Raw genomic sequence first — 19,215 nt, 5'->3', positions numbered from 1 at the left:
CGTATCGTGGGATATCGGCACGGTTCCCCCGATTGTAGGTTCACCCTCGGCGAAGGTCAGGTCATGACGCACTACCACCTGCTGGGCCGCACAGGTCTGCGAGTCTCCCCGCTCGCCCTGGGCACGATGACGTTCGGCGCGCCCGACTGGGGCAGCGACGAGGACACGTCCCGCGCGATCTTCCAGCGCTACCTGGAGTGGGGCGGCAACTTCGTCGACTCGGCCGTCAACTACGCCGGTGGCGCCAGCGAGGAACTGCTGGGGAAGTTCCTCGCCGAGACCGGGTCGCGCGAGCGGATCGTGCTGGCGACCAAGTTCACCGGCGCGGTCGACGCCACCGACCCGAACGGCTGGGGCAACGGCCGCAAGAACATCCTGCGGTCGCTGGACACCTCCCTGCGCCGGCTGGGCACCGACTACATCGACCTGTACTGGTTGCACTTCTGGGACACGTACACCCCGGTCGAGGAGATCGTGTCCACTCTCGACACCCTGGTGCGCGCCGGGAAGGTCCGCGCGGTCGGCTTCAGCGACGTGCCCGCGTGGTACGCGGCCAAGGCGCACACCCTGGCCGTCAGCCGCGGCCTCGAGCCGGTGAACGCGCTGCAGATGGAGTACTCACTGGTCGAGCGCAACATCGAACGGGAACACGTGCCCGCCATGCGGGACATGGGCATGGGCCTGATCCCGTGGTCCCCGCTCGGCGGCGGCTTCCTGACCGGCAAGTACACCCGGGCCGAGGACGGCAGGCTCAGCGGCGACGGTCGCTTCACCCGGTTCGAGCACTTCCGGCGCCAGCGGCACGGCGACCAGAAGTGGGCCATCCTCGACCAGCTGGTGAAAGTGGCCGGCGAGGTCGGGTGCACGCCGGCCCAGGCGGCGCTGAACTGGGTGGCGAACCGCCCGACGGTGACGTCCACGATCATCGGCGCCAGCACCCGCAAGCAACTCGACGACAACCTCGGCGCACTGGACTTCGACGTGCCGCACGACGAGCTCACCGAACTGAGCAAGCCCGAACCGCACCACCCGTACAACCTGTACGACCGGTCGGTCTGGCCGCAGCTGCCGTTCATCCCGGACCTGGACATCCGTTCCCAGCCCTGACACCGGGTCGGGCGGCCATGCCGCCTCAGGGTCGGGCCGGTGATCGACCCGGGTATCTCCCGGAAGTCAACCGCGGCCGATCGACCTAGCGTTGCGGCATGTCCTGGCTCGCTTTGGGTGCCATGGTCCTGGGGTGTGTGCCGTTGATCTGGCGGCGCCGGCGTCCGGTCCTGGTGCTCGCGACGATCGCGCCCGCCCTGGTGGCGTCGGTCTTCTGGCATCTCGACTCGGGGCTGGGGCTGGTGTTCGTCGCGTGGATCGCGCTGTACGGCGTGCCGGCCTATGCCCCGCGCCGGCACGCCAACATCACCGGTGTCGCGGTGATCGTCGTCGCAGTGGCGGTGCTGGCCGCGATGGTGCCGGTTACCGAGGAGAAATCCCAAGGCGGCGTCATGCTCGCCGTGGTGACCATGGTGGGCTACCTCGGCTCAGCCTGGGCTCTCGGCCTGTACCACCGGGTTCTGCAGGATCAGGCCAGGACACAGGCAACGGCCGAGGAACGCACGCGGATCGCGCGGGAACTGCACGACATGCTGGCGCACACGATGAGCGGCATGGTGATCCTCGCCGGTGGCGGGCGCCGGGCCGCGCGAACCGATCCGGCCGCGGCCGTCGCGGTGCTCGCCGAGATCGAACAGGCCGGCCGGCAGGGCATGGCCGAGACCAGGGCGCTGGTCGACTCGTTGCGCGGACCGACCCTCGCCAATCTGTCCACTTTGGTCGATCGGATCCGCAGGACCGGGCTGCCGGTCCAGGTCACCATCAGCGGGGAGGCCAGGGTGCTGCCGCTGGACGTGGACCTGGCGACCTACCGGATCGTCCAGGAGTCGTTGACGAACGTGCTGCGGCACGCGGGACCGGCGACTGCTCGGGTGTACGTCCGCTACCTGCCGAACGTGGTGGAGGTCCGCGTCGACGACGACGGATGCGGTGGGTCGGCGGAGTTCGGGCACGGTCTGAAAGGGATGCGCGAACGGGCCTGCCTCGCCGGCGGTGAGCTGACGGCCGGTCCAGCTCCCGACGGCGGCTGGTCGGTGCGGGCGGTGTTCCCGGCGTGATCACCGTACTGATCTGCGACGACTCGCCAATCGCGCGCATGGGTTTGCGGATGATCATCGACAGTGAGCCGGACATGACCGTGGTGGGCGCGGTGGCCAGCGGCGAGGAAGCGATCAGCGCGGCCCGGGTCGACCGGCCGGACGTGGTTCTGCTCGACATCCAGATGCCCGGTGTCGACGGCATCACGGCGGCCCGGCGGATCGAGTCCCGGGTCCTCATCCTCACCACGTTCGACCACGACGAGAACGTGCACGCGGCACTGCGGGCCGGGGTCAGCGGGTTCCTGGTGAAAGACGCGCCGCCGGAGCGTGTCGTCGAGGCCGTTCGTGCGGTCGCTGAGGGTGGCGCGCTGCTGTCGCCGTCGGTGACGCGGCGGCTCCTGAACACCGTCGGCATTCCCGGGGCACGGCTGCCTGAACTGTCCGACCAGGACGTACGGCTGCTCAAACTGATCGCGCGGGCCCGGACGAACTCGGAGATCGCGCGTGAGCTCGACCTGACCCTGGCGACGGTCAAGACGTACGTGTCCCGGCTGTTCACCAGGATCAACGCCAGGGACCGCACGCACGCGGCCGTCCTCGCCTACGAGAGCGGGTTGGCGCGGCCAGGCAGCTGACCTTCGTACATCTCGATGAACTTGTCCATCGCCGCGTCGGTCGCCGCGCGGTCCCCCGTCGCGAGCAGGTCGAGCAGCAGACCGCGGGTGACGGCCAAGCCGAGGCGGGCGTGCGCCATGGCGTCCGCCTCGCTGAAGCCGTGCGAGACGATCATCGCTGTCAGGGGCTTCACCCACGAGTCGACGATGTCGTTCAGGAGGTGGGTGGTTCCGGGGCGGCCTTGCAGGGCCTGGCCGTACACCTCGAAGAAGAGCCGCTCGTTCGGCCACAGCGCCGGGTTGGCGAGCCCCTGCCAGTAGCGCCGGGCCGCGTCACCCGGCGACTCGCCCGGCACCGCCGCCATGCTGGCCATGATCTCCAACTGGCGCGCCTCCACCGTCCGGATGATCGCCACCAGCAGCCCTTCCTTCGAGCCGAAGTGATAGATGAGCATCCGGTGGCTGGTGCCGAGCGCACCGGCGATCTGCCGCAGGCTCCGGTCGCCGACCCCGTGTTCGGCGACGTAGTCGACGGCGGCGGCAAGCAGGCGTTCTTTCGCGTTCACTGGACCACATGGTACATGTACCATGTGGTACATGGGACTTCAACGCCTGGCGGCCCGTGGCCACTCCGATGCCGAGCCGGCCGCGGTCTACGCGCTACTGAAAGCCGGTTCGACCTGGCCGACCTGGGGCACGGTCGAACGGTTCGTACTGGAACGGCCCGGATCACCCGAACCGGAGAGCGTCGGCGCCATCCGCAACTTCCACACCGGCAGGTACAAGATGCGGGAACGGGTCGCCGAGCTGGTCGAGAACGAACGGTTCAGCTACGAGTTGCTCGAAGGGCTCCCCCTTAGGGGTTACCGAGCGATCATCGACCTGTCCGCGGCCAACGGCGGCACTGACATCCACTGGCACACCACGTTCCGGTGCAAGGTGCCGGGGATGGGCTGGGTGTACCGGCGGGCGTTGCAGAAGATCACCTCGGACATGGTGGCCGGGCTGGTCCGGCACACGGCGGCCAACAAACAGCGGCCAACAAGTCGATGACGTAGTGGCCCACGCCACCCCGCCATCAGGATCGCGCTAACAAGGTCCGCATGGTCGTCATGACTGTGTCCGCGCCGGGCGCTCTGCCGCCGGATCGGCGTTGTGGTTGACGTACCGACCACAAAGGAGGACACGGTGACCCTCGCGGACGTACTGCCAAGTATGGGCAAGTCGTTGCGTGCCAAGCTGGACCAGGACGTCTGGCCGCTCGGCACGAGCATCGGACCGGACGGCCTGTGCGTCGCGGGCGTGTCCGCGAACGAACTCGCCACGCGGTTCGGCACGCCCGTGTACGTCCTGGCCGAGGACGAGGTCAGGCGCCGCTGCCGGGCCTACCGGACCGCGTTGCCCGAGGTGGAGGTCGCGTACGCGGGCAAGTCGCTGACCTGCAAGGCCGTGCTGCGGTGGGTCGCCGAGGAGGGCCTGTCGCTGGACGTGTGCTCGGCGGGCGAACTGGCCGTGGCCCGGTCGGTCGGCTTCCCGGCCACCCGGATCCTCATGCACGGCAACGTCAAGACACCCGAGGACCTCAAGGCGGCGTTGGCGTACGAGGTGGACCGGATCGTGGTCGACTCCCTTGACGAGATCGCCCAACTCGGCGCCCTCGCCCGCTACCCCCAACGCGTCCTGGTCCGGGTCACGCCCGGAGTGGACGGACACACCCACAAGGCCATCACGACCGGGGTGGACAACCAGAAGTTCGGTTTCCCGCTGAGCGGAGGTGCCGCCGCCGAGGCCGTCGCCGCGGTGTTGGCGCAGCCGAGCCTGCGGCTGGCCGGCCTGCACTGCCACATCGGCTCACAGGTGTCGACCGTGGCCGGTTACGAGGAGGCCGCGCGCCGGATGGTGACGTTCATGGGGCAGATCCGGGACACCCACGGGATCGTGCTGCGCGAACTGGACCTCGGCGGCGGCCACGCGGTGCCGTACCTGCCCGGCGAGCCCACCTTCGACCTGACCGGCTACGCGCAACGCGTCCGGGTGGCCGTCAGCTACACCGCCGCCACGGTCGGGCTTCCCGTGCCACACCTGACGATCGAACCGGGCCGCGCGGTCGTCGCACCCGCCGGGATCACGCTCTACCGGGTGGTGACCGTGAAGAACGGCTTCGTCGCGGTCGACGGCGGGATGAGCGACAACATGCGGGTCGCCTTGTACGGAGCCAAGTACTGCGTCCGGCTCGCCGGCAGGCAGTCGAACGCTCCACTGAGGACGGTCACGGTCGTCGGGCGGCACTGCGAGGCGGGCGACGTGATCGCCGAAGACGTGCCGTTGCCCACCGACGTGCACGCGGGCGACCTGCTGGCCGTGCCGATGACCGGCGCGTACCACCACTCGCTCGCCTCCAACTACAACCAGGTGTGCCGGCCGCCGATCGTCGCCGTCCGCGACGGCCAGTCCCGCCTGCTTGTCCGACGGGAGACCGAGGACGACCTGCTGGCCCGCGACCTGGGCTAGGTGTACCTGCGAGCCAGCTCGGCTGCGGCCTGCGCGAACATCTCCCGCAACTCGACCGGCTCCAGGACCTCGGCGTCCGGGCCGAGCTGCAGGATCGAGTGCAGCGCGTGCCGGTTGGTCTCGATCGGCAGCGTCACCGTGGTCCAGCCGTCCCCGTCCGGACTGTGGTCCGTCTCCCGCAGCGCCCGGCCGACGACCGGCCCCAGCAGGAACGCCATCCGCAGGCCGTGCGGGGACAGCCGGACCTTGGCCCGGCCCCGCCACAACGTGGTCTCGACCCGTTCCGCCGCGGTCTCCCAGTGCGCGGCCAGGTCGAATCCGGCCGGCCGCAGAAAGCTCTCCCGCTGTTCGATGGTGAGCACGCGGGAGACCCTGAACGTCCGCGGTTCGGCCGAGCCGACCGCCGTCGCGACCAGGTACCACGTGCCGTTCTTCAACACCAGGCCGAGCGGCTCCAGCACCCGGTCCACCTCGGAGGAGTTCCACCGCCGGTAGCGCACGGCGATCCGGTGCTGCTCCCACACCGCGGCGGCGACCGGGGCCAGCAGCGGCGGCGAAGCCTGCTCCCGGAACCAGCCGGGCGCGTCCAGCAGGAACCGCGAACGGATCGAGTCGGCCCGGTCCCGCAGTTCCGGCGGCAACGCGGCGAGCAGCTTCAGCTGGGCGGCCGCCAGGACCTGGCCAAGACCCAGTTCGGCGGCCTGGTCGGGCATGCCGGCCAGGAACAGCGACTCGGCCTCGGCCGTGGTCATCCCGGTCAGCCGGGTCCGGTAGCCGGCCAGCAGCCGGTAGCCGCCGGCCGGGCCACGGTCGGCGTACACCGGCACCCCGGCGGCGCTGAGCGACTCCACGTCCCGGTAGACGGTCCGGACCGAGACCTCCAACTCGTCGGCGAGCTCCTGCGCGGTCATCCGGCCCCGGGCCTGCAACAGCAGGAGGGCGGACAACAACCGGCTCGCTCGCACAGGGTCAATTCTGCATCGAGAGACTGACAGTTCCTGTCAGGCGGGGTAGGTTGACGTTTGTGCTGGTCGCCGGGCATGACGTCGCCATTTCCAGCCCGGACAAGGTGTTCTTCCCTTCTCGCGGGGAGACCAAACTCGACCTGGTGGAGTACTACCTCGCGGTGGCCGAGCCGCTGATGCGCACGATGGGCGGGCGGCCGGTGCTGATGCAACGGTTCCCGCGCGGCGCCGGCGGACCGTCGTTCTTCCAGAAACGGGTCCCGGACACCATCCCGGACTGGCTGGTCACCACGACCGTGTCGACCGTCAACGGAACACCGTCACGAGCGCTCGTGATCGCCGACCTGGCGCACGTGGCGTGGGCGGTGAACCTGGCGTGCCTCGGCTTCCACGTGTGGCCGTTCCTCGCCGACACCCCGGAGTACGCGGACGAACTCCGCCTGGATCTCGACCCGCAACCAGGAACCGGGTTCGCCCAGGCCGTCAAGGCGGCCCACGAACTGAGAGCACTGCTCTCCGAACTGGGCCTGGTGGCGTACCCGAAGACCACCGGAAAGCGCGGACTGCACGTCTACATGCGCCTGCAGCCCCGATGGGACTCCTACCAGGTGCGCGCGGCGGCGGTGGCCGTCGCACGGGAACTGGAACGCCGACGACCGGACCTGATCACCGCCGCCTGGTGGAAAGAGGAGCGCGGCAAGCGGATCTTCGTCGACTACAACCAGAACGCGCCGCACAAAACCGTGTTCGGCGCGTGGTCGGTCCGCGACCGGGTCACCGGCCCGGTCTCCACCCCGCTGTCCTGGGACGAATTCGACGACGTGACACCGGATTCCCTTGACCTGGCGTCGGTTCCGGGCCGGCTGGCGGCCCTGGGCGACCCGTGGGCGGAGATAAACGCCCACCCCCAGTCGCTGGAACCGTTGCTGGCGATGCACGAGCGGGACATGGCCGCCGGCCTGATGGACGCGCCCTGGCCACCGGTGTATCCCAAACAGCCCAACGAACCGGACCGGGTCGCACCCAGCCGCGCCCGCACGGACTGACGTCCACTAAGGACGGCTCGCTACGAACGGGACCTGTTCTCGTAGTCGTCGAAGATGGCGTCGATCACGGCCAGCCAACGCGGCCCGTTCGTCCACTCGTGCCTTTCGTCCGCGGTGCACACCCACTGCTGCTGGTCCGGCCCGCGGACGACACAGCCGGCCAGACGGATCTTCCCCTCATCGGCGGCCACCTGCGCGTAGTAGGTGGGCAGCCCGTACAGGATGGGGATGCCGTCGGACCCGCAGTCCGGGCACGGCTCAACGATCGTCTCTGCCATCAGCCCAGTATGACAACCGAACCGGGTCGCGCGCTGTGCGACGATCGAGGACGGCCTAGTTGCACGAGAAGTGATGCATCAATTATCGTGCAACCATGCCCGACGACTTCGTCGACCTGTCCACGGCCAGGGCGCTGGCCAACCCGTTGCGCCAGCGCATCCTGCGTGAGCTGGGCCGCCTTGGCGAGGCCACGTCGACGACGCTGGCCGACCGACTCGGCGTGACCACCGGCGGCACCAGCTACAACCTGCGCGTCCTCGCCGAGCACGGCCTCGTCGAGGAGGCGCCGGAGCTGGCCAAGGGCAAAGAACGTTGGTGGCGGCCGGCCCGCAAGAGCCTGCGCTTCCCGCCGCGCGGCGAGCAGGAGCCACAGCTGCGCGCCGAACTGGAGCGGTTGAACCAGCTGTGGTTGACCGAGGACATGGCGACTTTCGGCGAGTTCCTGGATTCCAGGGAGACGCTGGGGCCGTGGGGGGACGCGCTGCCCTACTCGCGGGGAGCGATCCGGGTCAGCCTCGACGAGCTGGCCGAGTTCTTCGACGCGTACCTCGACTTGCTCAAGCGGTTTCAACGGCCGGACGAGGACACCCCCGCGGGTGCGCGGACCGTGCTGACCCGCTTCATCGCCTTCCCCGATCCCAAGGAGGCCGGCAGGTAACGAGCGCTGGGCCGTCGAGCGGCAACTCAACGGCCCAGCTGGTGGGAAGCAATGCGGTCACTTCCGAAGACAGGAGAGCACTTCGTGCTGCTCAAAAGCAAACTCGCCGGCCTGGTCGCCGGGCCGCTGCTGGCCATGGCCCCGCCGGTCGCCGCGGCCGACGACATCACCAACACCGACGTCAGCTACCAGAATCTGCACGGCACCATCGTCGCGCCCGCGAACGGGACCGGCCATCCGGGCATGGTCCTGCTCGCCGGGGCCGGCGCCCGCGGCCGGGACGCCTACCGGCCGGAGGCGGAGGCGTTCGCCAGGGCCGGGATCGTGGTGCTGATCTACGACAAACGCAGCGACTACTCCCGGGCCACGAGTTCCTTCACCACGCTGGCCGACGACGCCATCGCCGGCGTCGAACTCCTGCGGACCAGACCGGACGTGACACCGTCCCGGGTCGGGCTCTGGGGGCACAGCCAGGGCGGTTGGGTCGCCCCGCTGGCCGCCACCAAGTCCGCCGACATCGCGTTCGTGGTCACCGCGAGCGCCAGCGCCCTGCCGGCGGACCGGACACAACTGTGGAGCGACCGGACGTACCTGGCCCACGCCGGGATCTCCGGAGCGCTGGTCGGTCCAATCGGATTGAACGCCAGCCGAATGCTTGTCGCCGCGGGCCTGTTCGGGGACACGGCCTACGAACCGACAGCGGTTCTGCAGCGCGTCCGCCAACCGCTGCTGGGCGTGTTCGCCGACCACGACCGGTCGACCGCGCCGGGGGAAAGCCTGGCGCTGTTCCGCGAGTCGCTGGACCGAGGCGGCAACCAGCACTACACCTTGCGAGTCGTCAAGGACGCCAACCACAACATGCGCCGCAGCGCGGACGGATTCAACAAAGCCGCCGCCACCGAGTTCGCTCCCGGGTTCGTCGACCTGGTCACCACCTGGGTCAACGGACTGGCCGCCGGCCCGCCATCAGCGAGCGCGGACCCACCACCCGCCCAACCACTGGCCAGTTCGCCAACCGAACCGCTCGCCTGGTACGAGGGACTTGTGGTGCAACTGGGGCTGTTCGCGGTGATGTTGGTCGGTTTCCTGGCGTATCCGGTGTGCGCGGCCGTCCGCCGACTGCGCCGGACGACCCACCGCCCGCCGGGACGCTGGCCGGCCAGGCTGACCGCGCTTGCCGGCCTGATCGCGGTCTTCGGAACCTTCGGCTACCTGTTCTCCGTGGTGTCGACCGGGGCGGTCGACGTCGACACCGCCGTCCTCGGCCGGCCGCCAACCTGGCTGCTGTTACAGCTTGTCGCAGTGGGAGTCGTGGTCGGCGCCGGCTTTGCCGTGCGGGGCTGGCGGCACGCCCGGGTCCAACGCGGCCTGTTGTTGGCCGGTGTGGCCGCGTTCCTGCCGTGGGCCGTCTACTGGGGGTTGTTCACCGTGTGAACGTCCGAAGAGGACCCGGTTGACGACAACCTCGCCGGCCCGGACATACCTGGCCGTCGTGGATCTGCCGAAGGAATCGTCGCTCATCTGCCGAGAGTTCGGCCGTGGATCTGCCGAACGAGCTGGCGAGCCACAACGGGGGAGGTGGCTGTCGCCAGCTAGCCTATGTGCGTGCCTGTCGGGACTCCTTCGCTGCGGATCGGCCCGTATGTGGTCGATCCGGCCGTTGTGCTCGCTCCCATGGCGGGCATCACGAATGTGGCGTTCCGGCAGCTGTGTCGGGAGTTCGGCAGCCCCACTTCGCTCTACGTCTGCGAGATGATCACGGCGCGCGCGATCGTCGAACGTGACGAGAAGACCATGCACATGATCACGTTCGGCGCCGCCGAGCACCCGAGGTCCATGCAGCTCTACGGGGTGGATCCGGCCACTGTCGCGGAGGCCACCAAGATCGTCGTGGGTGAGGACCGGGCCGACCACGTCGACATGAACTTCGGGTGCCCGGTGGCCAAGGTCACCAGGAAGGGTGGGGGCGCCGCGCTTCCGTACAAGCGGCGGTTGTTCGGGGAGATTGTCCGGGCCGCGGTCAAGGCCGCCGGGGATGTGCCGGTGACGGTGAAGTTCCGGATCGGGATCGACGACGACCATCACACGTTCCTTGACGCCGGGCGGATCGCGGAGGCCGAAGGGGCGCGGGCGGTCGCTTTGCACGCGCGCACGGCTGCTCAGCGATACAGCGGTACAGCCGACTGGACTGCGATCGCGCGGCTCAAGGAGGCTGTCACGAGCATTCCGGTGTTGGGCAACGGGGACATCTTCAGTGCCGAGGACGCGCAACGCATGGTGCGCGAGACCGAATGTGACGGCGTTGTGGTGGGGCGTGGATGCCTTGGGCGGCCTTGGTTGTTCGCCGAGCTGCAGGCCGCGTTCCGTGGGGAGCCGTTGCCGGAGCCGCCGTCGTTGGGGCAGGTCGCCGAGATCCTGCACCGGCATGCCACGCTCCTGGCCGCGCATCTGGGTCAGGACAAGGGAGTTCGGGACCTACGGAAACACATGGCCTGGTATCTCAAGGGTTTCCCGGTCGGGTCCGATCTGCGGCAACGGTTCGCCCTGGTCGCCACGGTCGGTGAGATCGAGGACCTGATCGGGGAACTCGACCACGACGCGCCGTTCCCCGCCGACGCCGAGGGGCCGCGGGGCCGGCAGGGATCGCCGGGGAAGGTGACGTTGCCGGCAGGGTGGCTCGACGACCCGGACGACACGTCGGTCCCGTTCGCCGCGGACGTGATGCACTCGGGCGGCTGATCGCATGCGCGGCCTGGTGGGGGCGTTACCGCTGGCGTTACTGCTCGTGGGGTGTTCGATCGCTGTTCGCGGCACGCCCGTCCAGCCGTCGGACCCGGATCTTGTGGCCGGCTACTTCAAGGCACTCGACGAGGCGGGCGCCACCGGACCCGACGCGCAGGTGGAGTTCCTGCGGAGAACACAGCATCCGGACTTCAAGAACCTGCTGTGCGACCTCGGCGGCCTCACCATCGACGCCGACCCCGCGCTGCGCACCCTGCGGCCGGACCAGGCGTGGGCACCGCAGTCCGGAACGCATCCGCGCGGAAACGTCTATGTCGTGGCCGTCTCGCTGACGGTCCTGAAGAACGGACAGACCCTCGGCCAGCAGATCGGGTCCGAGCGGGTGGTCGTCCTCGACGGGTCGGTGTACGGCTTCATGCCGTGCCCGCGGTGACTGCGAGGCGTGTCACACAACATCACTTGGTTGGAGCAACCACTCATCCACCGGTAGAGGGAAATCCACGCTGTCCTCGCCTCTGCGTCTCAAGCCTGGCCGCCATCCGGTCGACAGAGGTAGATGAGGGAGGTGAAGGCGGTGACCGGACTCGGACGCGGGGTCGCCGAGCCTGAGCCCGTATCGGACCCTGTATCGGACGCGGCGGAATGGCCGGACCAGGGCCCGGGCGGCGCGAGCACGGCCGACGGCGCGAGCCTGGTGCAGCTGCACGAGTCGATCGCCACGCTGCTGGCGTCCCGTGGCCAGTGGCGGCAGGCGTACCAGCATCTGCGGTCCGCCCTTGAACTCGTGCACGCGGACCGGACCGAACCGCCGCACATTCCCGAACAGCTTCGCCGCGAGGTCGACAGGTTGCGCCGGGAGCACGCCGAGGCGCGGGAACAGAGCATCCGGGACAGCCTCACGGCCAGTTACAACCGCCGCTATCTCGACCAGCGCCTGGTGACGTTGCTGTCCGAGTGGCACGGCCGGTCCGGCGGCCTCGCGGTCTCGCTCGTCGACCTGGACTGGTTCAAGCAGGTGAACGACACGTTCGGCCACCTGATCGGCGACCGGGTGCTGCAGCACGTGGTCGAACTGCTGCAGGAGGGCCTGCCGGAGGACGCGTTCTGCGCGCGGTACGGCGGCGAGGAGTTCGCACTGGTTCTGCCCGGTGTGGACGGTCCGGCCGCGGTCGCGATGGCCGAGGCCGCGCGGATCAGGGTGGAGAACCACCCGTGGACCAAGATCGTGCTGGGCCTGCGGGTGACTGTGAGTATCGGCATCGCCTACGAGCCCATGCCGGGCATCGGGGTCGGACCGGAGCGGCAACTGCGCCAAGCGGATGGTCTGCTGTACACCGCCAAGCAGTCCGGACGGAACGCTGTGGCGTACCAAGTGGGTGGCCGGACGTTCCTCGCCGGGCCCGCCGCAGGCCGCAGAGCTGTGACGGAGCCGCGGGCGCTGGCGTTCTGAGCCGTTGTTTCACAGAGCGACACCATCCCCCGTTCGGCCTACTGGCATGGGCGGTTCTGCGTACTGAAAGTGAGCAAAAACCCTCGGACTGTCGTCATCGGTGGACACCGCCCGTACTATCCCTGGGCAGCGACCACAGAGGGTCTGCGACACTGTTTGTTCCCCCGCGCGTCTAGACAAGCGGGACCGTGTTGATATCGTGACGTGACTGAGATTGGAGGGAGACCTGGTGCCAGAGGAAGATCACCCGTACGGCACTGGTTCCCGCCGCAGTCGTCACTCGACCGAGGAAGCGTCACCCGAACAGCAGCCGCGCCGTCGCAGACGGTCAATGGAGGACTCGGGCGGGGTCAGCGTCTCGGATCTGGTCAAGCGGCACACCCGCACTGACCTGCCGATTCCTCAGACGACAGCGGTAGCTCCGGCGCCGCAGCCCCCGCGAGGCCCGCAACGGGCCGCGCGCTCGGCGGAGCCGGTCATGCCGGCCGCACCGCCGAGACGGGCCGCACAGCCTCGCAGGCAGGCCCAGCCCCCCCGGGTCGAGCCGCGCCAGCGGATGGAACCGCCACGGGTCGAGCCACCGCAGCGCGCACAGCCGCTGCCCAGACCGGACCGCCAGGAATCGGCCGTCCTTCCCAGGCCGGACCGCCACGACTCGGCCCAGATGCCGCGCGGCGACCGCCACGAACCAGCCGGGTCGCCCCGCCAGGACTCGGCGCTGTTGCCCCGTCCGAACGGGCATGACTCGGCCCAGCTTCCGCAGCTGGACCGCCACGACTCAGCACAGGTGCAGCGACTGGACCGGCAGGACTCGGTCCAGCTGCCCCGGCCCGAGCCGCGCAGGCCCCAGCCACCGCGCCCGGCGCCCGGCACCACCAACGGGACACCCGCCACGACGGGCCCGCGACTGAACCCGCAAGCATCCGGTACATATCAGGTTCCGCCGCCGCCGCGCGGTCATTCGTCCGGGCCACGGCCCATGCCGCAGGGAACCGGAACACTGCCCCGTCCGCAGCAGCGGCCGCCGGCCAACGGACGGCCGGCGCCCCAGCCGTCCGCCCAGCTGCCGATCCCCCCCGGTCCGGGACAGGCGTCCGTGCAGCTCCCGATTCCGCCGGGACAGTCGTCCGGACCGTTGCCCGTCCAGCAGTCGCCGGGCCAGGCGTCGGTTCAGCTGCCGATCCCGCAGCTGCCGCCGAACCAGCAGACCGGGGCCAACCCGGCCGTGCCGCCGGCGTTGCAGCGCCCGAAACCTGACCGGCCAACGCCGCCGGTCCGTGAGCTCGACCCGATCAGCATGACCACCGAGATGGAGGCCATCTCGGAGAGCGTGCAGGAGATCCGCCGGGTCGACGCCACTCTCGCCCGCTTCTCCGCGGTCCATGACGAGCTCGCCGAAGAGGAACGTCTGAAAAAGGAGAAGCGCGAGCGCATGATGCCGTGGCTAAAAGCCGAAAGCGGGGGCGTAGAAGAGCCTGACGCCCTCGCCGAAGACCTGCCAGGCATCCTCAGTCAGGACGAGCTCGAATTGGCCGAGCTCCCCACTGAACTGGTGCGACCGCCGTCGCAGCCCAAGCTCACCAAGCGCAAGCACCGTCCGCTGGTCTTAGCCGGCAGGATCTCCGCGATCACGGTGGCGGCGATCCTGTTGGTGGCCGCTGGTGTGGTGTGGGGCGGCCAGAAGTACGTGGACGATCAGGTCCACAAGGTTCAGGCGCTCGACGAGAACTCCACGGACATCCAGAACGCGCCCGCCCAGCTGGGCGACGAGAACTTCCTGATGGTCGGCTCGGACACGCGGGCCGGTGCGGACGCCGAGGAAGGTGTCGGCACCGCTGACCAGGTCCCCGGTGCCCGTTCGGACACGGTGATCGTCGCGCACATCCCGAAGGACCGGAAACGCGTCGTCATGGTGTCGTTCCCGCGCGATCTGGAGATCCAGCGGCCGCAGTGCCAGCGCTACGACTCCCAGAAGAGCACGTACAGCAACGAACAGGTCAAGCCCGCCAAGAACCAGAAGCTCAACACGGCGTTCCAGGTCGGCGGCCCGCTGTGTGTGACCAAGGTCATCCAGAGCCTGACCGGCCTGAAGATCAACCACTTCGTCGGCATCGACTTCAACGGCTTCAAGGAAATGGTCGACGCCGTACAAGGCGTCGAGGTGTGCGTCGAACGTCCGATGTATGACACCGAGCTGAAGACCTGGATCGTGCAGACGCCCGGCCAGAACGTGAAACTGGAGGGCGACGCGGCACTGAACTTCGTGCGCGCCCGGCACGTGCACGACAGCCCCACGTCCAAGAACGGCGACCCCACGTCCGACTACGGCCGGATGAAGCGCCAGCAGCGGTTCCTGTCGTCGTTGCTGCGCAAGGCGATGTCCAACCAGGTGCTGCTCGACCCCGGCAAGCTGACGAGCTTCATCAACGCCTTCACCAAGGCGACGTTCGGCGAGGGCATCGCCTCCCAGGACCTGATCACACTCGGCCGGTCGCTGCAGAGCGTCGGTGCCGGCAAAGTCACCTTCATCACGGTGCCCACCGTTCTCACGGGTGCGAACGAACGCGGCAACGAGGTGTTGCGCGACAAGGACAACAAGAACCTGTTCACCGCGATCATCAACGGGCAGGCGCTGCCTGGCGAGACCGACGCGGGCGCCCCGCAGGGCCAGGCGCAGAACAAGCCGCCGGAGCAGGCGGCCCCGCCGGCCGGCCCGGTCGACCCGAAGACCGTCAAGGTGCAGGTGCTCAACGGCGGTGCCGCCGACGGCAAGGCCGGCCCCGCCGCGACCGCCCTGCGTAACCAGGGTTTCCAGGTCGTGTGGACGGACAACAGCCCGGACCGGGTGCCGAACACGGTCGTCCGGTACAGCGACAACGAGGCGGGCGCGCGCACTTTGGCGTCCGCGGTTCCCGGCGCGCAGCTGGAGAAGACGGCGTCCGCCGGAAACGCCGTGATCCTGATCCTCGGCCCGGACTTCAAGGGCAGCATCGTGAAGGCCAACGGCGCCGCCCCGCCGCCCAACAACGGTGGCGCGCCGAGCCAGAGCCAGCCCGCTCCGCTGCCCGGCGGCCTCTCCACGGTCAACGCCGGCGACACCACGTGCGCCTAGTTGTTGACGGCGGTTCACTAACGGTTCACTTCACGATTCGGTAAGAAGCGACACCTGGCCTTAGGCTGGCGCCATGCGTGAGGCTTATCGCGACCAGCTCGGTCAGCTGGCGGACCAACTGGCGGACATGTGTTCCATGGTCGGCGAGGCGATGGAGCTCGCCACCCGGGCGCTGTTGGAAGCCGATCTGGCGTTGGCCGAACAGGTGATCGGCGACGACGCCAAAGTGGACGACGCGCGGGCCCAGACCGAAGAGGCGGCGTACGCCCTGCTGGCGCTGCAGGCGCCGGTGGCGACCGACCTGCGGACCGTGCTCGCGGTGATCCACGCGGCGGAAAGCCTGGAGCGGATGGGAGACCTGGCGCTGCACGTGGCCAAGGCCGCGCGCCGCCGCCACCCCAAGCCGGTGCTCCCGGAGGCGGTGCGCCCGTACTTCTCGGAGATGGGCCGGGTCGCCAGCAAGATGGCCGGCGAGGCCGAACAGGTGATCCGTACTCAGGACGTCGCGCTCGCCCGCGCGCTGGACGACGCCGACGACGAGATGGACGACCTGCACCAGCACCTGTTCACAGTGTTGATGGATCGCGAATGGCCGCACGGCGTCGCGGCCGCGGTCGACGTGACCTTGTTGGGCCGCTTCTACGAGCGTTTCGCCGACCACGCGGTGTCCGTGGCCAACCGCGTCGTGTTCGTCGTGACGGGCAAGATGCCCAACTACAGCACGGACGAGTTCTGACCGCGCCTACTGGGTGACCGACTCGATCAGGTCATCCAGCTGTTGGATCAGGCGGACCGTGTCGGCGGGGGCGAACGTTCCGCCGTCCTGATCCGGGTTCGCCTGTGCCATGTAACGGCCTTCTTCGGTGTCCAGCCAGCTCAGGCCGGGCGCCCGGGTCTCCCGGCCGGTGGAGTCCATTGCGGACACCACGAAGTAGCCCGCGCCCGTCCGGGGCTTGCGGAGCATCTCCTGGGCCGCGACCAGTTGGGACTCCGACGGTGTCCTGGCCGGCCGCAGCGGCTTGGCGAAGCCGCGATGTTCTTCCGTGGCAACGGGTTTCGGCGCCGCGGTGGTGATCGTGACGGACTGGCCGTGACCGGGACGCAGCCGCGGCAGCAGGCTCACCGCGACGCGCGCCAGTGACTCGGGGCTGATGAACTCGAAGCGGAACATCTGGCCTTCCTGGATCACCAGCAGGCCACGGTCCGTTCCCGCGGAAACCCTTGCGTAGAGCCCACTTTCGTCGTCCAACGTGCCCATCACGGCGATCGCCACGCGGTAGCGGGCCATCAGCCGCAGTGCTTCGGCGACGTCCGGGTCGAGGCGTTCGTCGCGCACCAGGCCACGGCGGGCCAGGTCGGCGAACACCGCCTGCGCGATCCTGACCCGTTCCTCGACGAAGTCGCCGATTCCGGAGACCTGGAACGGGTATCGCCGGCAGTCGACACCGAGCGCCTCGGCGACGATGTCCACCGCCGCCGCGGACAGCGTGAACGACGCCGGCATCAGCCGATCACACCCGGATCCGCTCGTTCGTCCGAAGTGGACACTTGGACCATCGGGATCTCGTGCGACACCCGCGGCATCGGCGGCACGGGCGCGGACTGGTGGGACATCGCCGGCGGCGGCGCGAAGGCCGGCATGGTCGACGAGTCCGCCAACGCGGTGTCGTAATTGGTGACCACCTCGGCCGCTTGGCGTTGGGCGGCCTGCTGTTCGGCGTACGCCTTCATGTGCTCGGCATACCGCGTGATCCACAGGACCGGGTCGGTGATGCTGCGCAGTTCCGCGTTGGCCGCGTCCACGTCGAACGGCACCGGCTCGGGCATGGCGTTGCGGGCCGTCGCCAGGGCCTCCGAGTGCTTGGCCGCCTGGGTGCCGGCGAGTTGGGCGCCGCGGCCGGCGTCGCCGACCCACCGGCCGACGCCGGCGATGAACTGCCTGGCCAGGTCGCCGGCTTCGCCCTGCCATTCACCGCGGCTGGCGTCGACCGCGCCGGCCACGTCGGTCTGGAACTGGGTCAGCTTCGCGCCTGCGGTCCGCCACGCCTCGGCGAGCGCACCGACCTGGTCGGGGTCCACACCGTCGGTGACCATCGCCTTGAGCGTCGGATGGTCGACGTTCTCGTACAGCGCCCCGGCCGGGACCGGAGCCACCCGCAGGTCCGCCCCGGACACCGCGCTGGGCGGGCCGCTGCCCGCGTGGGCGGCGATCGTCGCGATCATCTCGCCGACGGTCGGCGTGGACCGGGCATGATCAGGCTGGTAGACGCCGTCGGCCTCGTTCGGCATGGCCGCCTCTCCTTGGGACACTGGTCACCCGCGGAACGTGGCCGCGACGCTGTGCTCGTTTTGGCGGTAGTTCGCCATTGCCTGGCGCACCCCCGACTCGGCGTCGGCCAGGACGTCCCGCAACCGGGTCAGCTGGGTCAGGAATCCCTGCTGGTCACAGGCGACGTCCTGGACGAACGGCGCCATCGCCCGCGCGCCGTAGCTGCCGCCGAGCATCGGCTGCTGGTCGAGCTGCTTGGCCTCGGCCGCCGCGACATAGTCCGCCAGCGCCCGCAGCGCGGCCAGCAGGCCGTACCCGCCGGACTCGCTCACCGCGAAGTGCCCGGACGCAGCGGACTCCTTGAAGTTCTTCATGTTTTCCAGCATCTGGTCCATGGCGTTGCGCGCCGGGTCGTTCCAGGCAGCCGGAACGTCGGAATCGACATCGTCATACATGAAGACCCCTCGGGTTCGCACCGGATCTGACCGCACGGTACCAACCAGCCACCGAGCGTGTCCCTAGTGCCCACGGAGTTCCACCCAGTTGGGCCTTACCCGAGAGCGGTCCGTGACCGACGAGACCGCCAAAACCCGCCCAACGGCGTGTCCGCCGCCCGAAGACGGCGGACACCCCACTCGCTCAGCCGAAGCGGCCGGAGATGTAGTCCTCAGTCGCCTTCTCGCTGGGGTTGGAGAAGATCTTCTCGGTGTCGTCCAGTTCGATCAGCCGGCCGGGCTGGCCGACGCCGGACAGGTTGAAGAACCCGGTCTGGTCGCTCACCCGGGCGGCCTGCTGCATGTTGTGGGTGACGATCACGATCGTGTAGTCCTTCTTCAACTCCGTGATCAGGTCCTCGATCGCCAGCGTGGAGATCGGGTCGAGGGCCGAGCACGGCTCGTCCATCAGCAGCACGTCCGGCTGCACCGCGATCGCGCGGGCGATGCACAACCGCTGCTGCTGGCCGCCGGACAACCCGCCGCCGGGCTTGTTCAGCCGGTCCTTGACCTCGGCCCACAGGTTCGCGCCCCGCAGGGCCCGCTCGGCCACGTCGTCCAGCCGCTTGCGCTCCTTCACCCCGGCCAGCTTCAGGCCGGCCACCACGTTGTCCCGGATGGACATGGTGGGGAACGGGTTGGGCCGCTGGAACACCATGCCGATGGTGCGGCGGACCGACACCGGGTCCACGGTGGACGCGTAGATGTCCTCGCCGTCCAGCTGCACCTTGCCCTCGGCCCGGGCACCCGGGATGACCTCGTGCATCCGGTTGAGCGAACGCAGCACAGTCGACTTGCCGCAGCCGGACGGTCCGATGAAGGCGGTCACGTTGCGCGGCGGCACGGACAGGGTCACCCGGTCCACGGCGTGGAACTTGCCGTAGTACAGGTTCAGGTCTTTCACATCGATGCGCTTGGCCATGGCCGC

The 19,215-nt window shown here is 69.3% G+C and carries 20 protein-coding genes; 13 read left to right on the top strand and 7 right to left on the bottom strand.

Going from position 1 to position 19,215, the window contains the following annotated elements; translation table 11 throughout:
• The first annotated feature begins 63 nt into the window (after positions 1 to 63).
• The 3 genes from EV192_RS04225 to EV192_RS04215 all read left to right on the top strand — a co-directional run bounded on the left by EV192_RS04225 (position 64) and on the right by EV192_RS04215 (position 2,782).
• Positions 64 to 1,107 carry an aldo/keto reductase gene (locus EV192_RS04225; protein ID WP_132111260.1) on the top strand — a complete coding sequence of 348 codons (1,044 nt, stop codon included), beginning with the start codon at positions 64 to 66 and terminating at the stop codon, positions 1,105 to 1,107.
• 98 nt (positions 1,108 to 1,205) lie between these two features.
• Positions 1,206 to 2,165: a sensor histidine kinase gene (locus EV192_RS04220; RefSeq protein WP_132111258.1), complete on the top strand. Its 960-nt coding sequence runs from the start codon at positions 1,206 to 1,208 to the stop codon at positions 2,163 to 2,165.
• Positions 2,162 to 2,782, top strand: a complete 621-nt coding sequence (locus tag EV192_RS04215) for a response regulator (RefSeq protein ID WP_207925876.1) — start codon at positions 2,162 to 2,164, stop codon at positions 2,780 to 2,782. The genes EV192_RS04220 and EV192_RS04215 overlap by 4 nt, the downstream gene beginning before the upstream one ends.
• Here the strand turns inward: EV192_RS04215 and EV192_RS04210 are convergent.
• The gene (locus EV192_RS04210; RefSeq protein ID WP_243726619.1) at positions 2,749 to 3,327 is read right to left on the bottom strand and encodes a TetR/AcrR family transcriptional regulator; all 579 of its coding nucleotides are present in this window, start codon (positions 3,325 to 3,327) and stop codon (positions 2,749 to 2,751) included. The two genes, EV192_RS04215 and EV192_RS04210, sit on opposite strands and share 34 nt — an antisense overlap.
• Positions 3,328 to 3,358: 31 nt before the next feature.
• Between EV192_RS04210 and EV192_RS04205 the strand changes: the two genes are divergently transcribed.
• Positions 3,359 to 3,814: an SRPBCC family protein gene (locus tag EV192_RS04205; protein ID WP_132111254.1), complete on the top strand. Its 456-nt coding sequence runs from the start codon at positions 3,359 to 3,361 to the stop codon at positions 3,812 to 3,814.
• 135 nt (positions 3,815 to 3,949) lie between these two features.
• On the top strand, positions 3,950 to 5,272 hold the full coding sequence (lysA, locus tag EV192_RS04200) for a diaminopimelate decarboxylase (RefSeq protein WP_132111252.1): 1,323 nt from the start codon (positions 3,950 to 3,952) through the stop codon (positions 5,270 to 5,272).
• Here the strand turns inward: lysA and EV192_RS04195 are convergent.
• Positions 5,269 to 6,237, bottom strand: coding sequence for a helix-turn-helix transcriptional regulator (locus tag EV192_RS04195; protein WP_132111250.1), 969 nt, complete (start codon positions 6,235 to 6,237; stop codon positions 5,269 to 5,271). The genes lysA and EV192_RS04195 overlap by 4 nt on opposite strands.
• A 50-nt stretch (positions 6,238 to 6,287) precedes the next feature.
• Between EV192_RS04195 and ligD the strand changes: the two genes are divergently transcribed.
• The gene (gene ligD / locus EV192_RS04190) at positions 6,288 to 7,283 is read left to right on the top strand and encodes a non-homologous end-joining DNA ligase (RefSeq protein ID WP_132111248.1); all 996 of its coding nucleotides are present in this window, start codon (positions 6,288 to 6,290) and stop codon (positions 7,281 to 7,283) included.
• A 20-nt stretch (positions 7,284 to 7,303) separates the two neighbouring features.
• Here the strand turns inward: ligD and EV192_RS04185 are convergent, their stop codons facing one another.
• Positions 7,304 to 7,561 carry a hypothetical protein gene (locus EV192_RS04185; protein WP_132111246.1) on the bottom strand — a complete coding sequence of 86 codons (258 nt, stop codon included), beginning with the start codon at positions 7,559 to 7,561 and terminating at the stop codon, positions 7,304 to 7,306.
• A gap of 95 nt (positions 7,562 to 7,656) precedes the next feature.
• On the opposite strand from EV192_RS04185, the gene EV192_RS04180 reads away from it, so the two are divergent.
• The 7 genes from EV192_RS04180 (at position 7,657) to phoU (ending at position 16,260) form a co-directional block, all read left to right on the top strand.
• Entirely contained in the window at positions 7,657 to 8,220 is a 564-nt protein-coding gene (locus EV192_RS04180; RefSeq protein ID WP_132111244.1) for a winged helix-turn-helix domain-containing protein, read from the top strand.
• 51 nt (positions 8,221 to 8,271) lie between these two features.
• Positions 8,272 to 9,654 (top strand): alpha/beta hydrolase family protein, encoded by a 1,383-nt coding sequence (locus EV192_RS04175; protein WP_132111242.1) that lies wholly within the window; start codon positions 8,272 to 8,274, stop codon positions 9,652 to 9,654.
• 171 nt (positions 9,655 to 9,825) lie between these two features.
• Positions 9,826 to 10,959, top strand: coding sequence for a tRNA dihydrouridine synthase DusB (gene dusB, locus EV192_RS04170; RefSeq protein WP_243726618.1), 1,134 nt, complete (start codon positions 9,826 to 9,828; stop codon positions 10,957 to 10,959).
• A gap of 4 nt (positions 10,960 to 10,963) precedes the next feature.
• A complete protein-coding gene (locus EV192_RS04165) occupies positions 10,964 to 11,395 on the top strand; it encodes a hypothetical protein (protein ID WP_132111238.1) in 432 nt (143 codons plus the stop codon).
• 141 nt (positions 11,396 to 11,536) lie between these two features.
• On the top strand, positions 11,537 to 12,412 hold the full coding sequence (locus tag EV192_RS04160; protein WP_132111236.1) for a GGDEF domain-containing protein: 876 nt from the start codon (positions 11,537 to 11,539) through the stop codon (positions 12,410 to 12,412).
• Positions 12,413 to 12,890: 478 nt separating this feature from the next.
• The gene (locus EV192_RS04155; protein ID WP_132111234.1) at positions 12,891 to 15,524 is read left to right on the top strand and encodes an LCP family protein; all 2,634 of its coding nucleotides are present in this window, start codon (positions 12,891 to 12,893) and stop codon (positions 15,522 to 15,524) included.
• 73 nt (positions 15,525 to 15,597) lie between these two features.
• Complete coding sequence (phoU, locus tag EV192_RS04150; protein WP_132111232.1) at positions 15,598 to 16,260, top strand: phosphate signaling complex protein PhoU; 663 nt, start codon at positions 15,598 to 15,600, stop codon at positions 16,258 to 16,260.
• A gap of 6 nt (positions 16,261 to 16,266) precedes the next feature.
• Here phoU and EV192_RS04145 read toward each other — a convergent pair whose 3' ends face one another.
• The 4 genes from EV192_RS04145 to pstB all read right to left on the bottom strand — a co-directional run bounded on the left by EV192_RS04145 (position 16,267) and on the right by pstB (position 19,209).
• Positions 16,267 to 17,028, bottom strand: coding sequence for an ESX secretion-associated protein EspG (locus EV192_RS04145; RefSeq protein ID WP_132111230.1), 762 nt, complete (start codon positions 17,026 to 17,028; stop codon positions 16,267 to 16,269).
• Complete coding sequence (locus EV192_RS04140; protein ID WP_132111228.1) at positions 17,028 to 17,813, bottom strand: WXG100 family type VII secretion target; 786 nt, start codon at positions 17,811 to 17,813, stop codon at positions 17,028 to 17,030. Before EV192_RS04140 ends, EV192_RS04145 begins: the two co-directional genes overlap by 1 nt.
• A gap of 24 nt (positions 17,814 to 17,837) precedes the next feature.
• A complete protein-coding gene (locus tag EV192_RS04135) occupies positions 17,838 to 18,248 on the bottom strand; it encodes a hypothetical protein (RefSeq protein ID WP_132111226.1) in 411 nt (136 codons plus the stop codon).
• A gap of 184 nt (positions 18,249 to 18,432) precedes the next feature.
• Positions 18,433 to 19,209, bottom strand: a complete 777-nt coding sequence (gene pstB, locus EV192_RS04130) for a phosphate ABC transporter ATP-binding protein PstB (RefSeq protein WP_132111224.1) — start codon at positions 19,207 to 19,209, stop codon at positions 18,433 to 18,435.
• Positions 19,210 to 19,215 lie beyond the last annotated feature (6 nt).

The organism is Actinocrispum wychmicini (assembly GCF_004345645.1).
Taxonomy (GTDB): Bacteria; Actinomycetota; Actinomycetes; order Mycobacteriales; family Pseudonocardiaceae; genus Kibdelosporangium; species Kibdelosporangium wychmicini.
The sequence above is the reverse complement of the archived record's forward strand: the minus strand, read 5'-3'. Positions and strand labels throughout refer to the sequence as shown.

Bases quoted from the DNA above. Each gene is read 5' to 3' on its own strand.
- EV192_RS04225 (WP_132111260.1), top strand. From the start codon at position 64: ATGACGCACTACCACCTGCTGGGCCGCACAGGTCTGCGAGTCTCCCCG.
- EV192_RS04220 (WP_132111258.1), top strand. From the start codon at position 1,206: ATGTCCTGGCTCGCTTTGGGTGCCATGGTCCTGGGGTGTGTGCCGTTG.
- EV192_RS04205 (WP_132111254.1), top strand. From the start codon at position 3,359: ATGGGACTTCAACGCCTGGCGGCCCGTGGCCACTCCGATGCCGAGCCG.
- EV192_RS04185 (WP_132111246.1), bottom strand. From the start codon at position 7,561: ATGGCAGAGACGATCGTTGAGCCGTGCCCGGACTGCGGGTCCGACGGC.
- EV192_RS04180 (WP_132111244.1), top strand. From the start codon at position 7,657: ATGCCCGACGACTTCGTCGACCTGTCCACGGCCAGGGCGCTGGCCAAC.
- EV192_RS04175 (WP_132111242.1), top strand. From the start codon at position 8,272: ATGCGGTCACTTCCGAAGACAGGAGAGCACTTCGTGCTGCTCAAAAGC.
- EV192_RS04165 (WP_132111238.1), top strand. From the start codon at position 10,964: ATGCGCGGCCTGGTGGGGGCGTTACCGCTGGCGTTACTGCTCGTGGGG.
- EV192_RS04155 (WP_132111234.1), top strand. From the start codon at position 12,891: ATGCCGGCCGCACCGCCGAGACGGGCCGCACAGCCTCGCAGGCAGGCC.
- phoU (WP_132111232.1), top strand. From the start codon at position 15,598: ATGCGTGAGGCTTATCGCGACCAGCTCGGTCAGCTGGCGGACCAACTG.
- EV192_RS04145 (WP_132111230.1), bottom strand. From the start codon at position 17,028: ATGCCGGCGTCGTTCACGCTGTCCGCGGCGGCGGTGGACATCGTCGCC.
- EV192_RS04140 (WP_132111228.1), bottom strand. From the start codon at position 17,813: ATGCCGAACGAGGCCGACGGCGTCTACCAGCCTGATCATGCCCGGTCC.
- EV192_RS04135 (WP_132111226.1), bottom strand. From the start codon at position 18,248: ATGTATGACGATGTCGATTCCGACGTTCCGGCTGCCTGGAACGACCCG.
- pstB (WP_132111224.1), bottom strand. From the start codon at position 19,209: ATGGCCAAGCGCATCGATGTGAAAGACCTGAACCTGTACTACGGCAAG.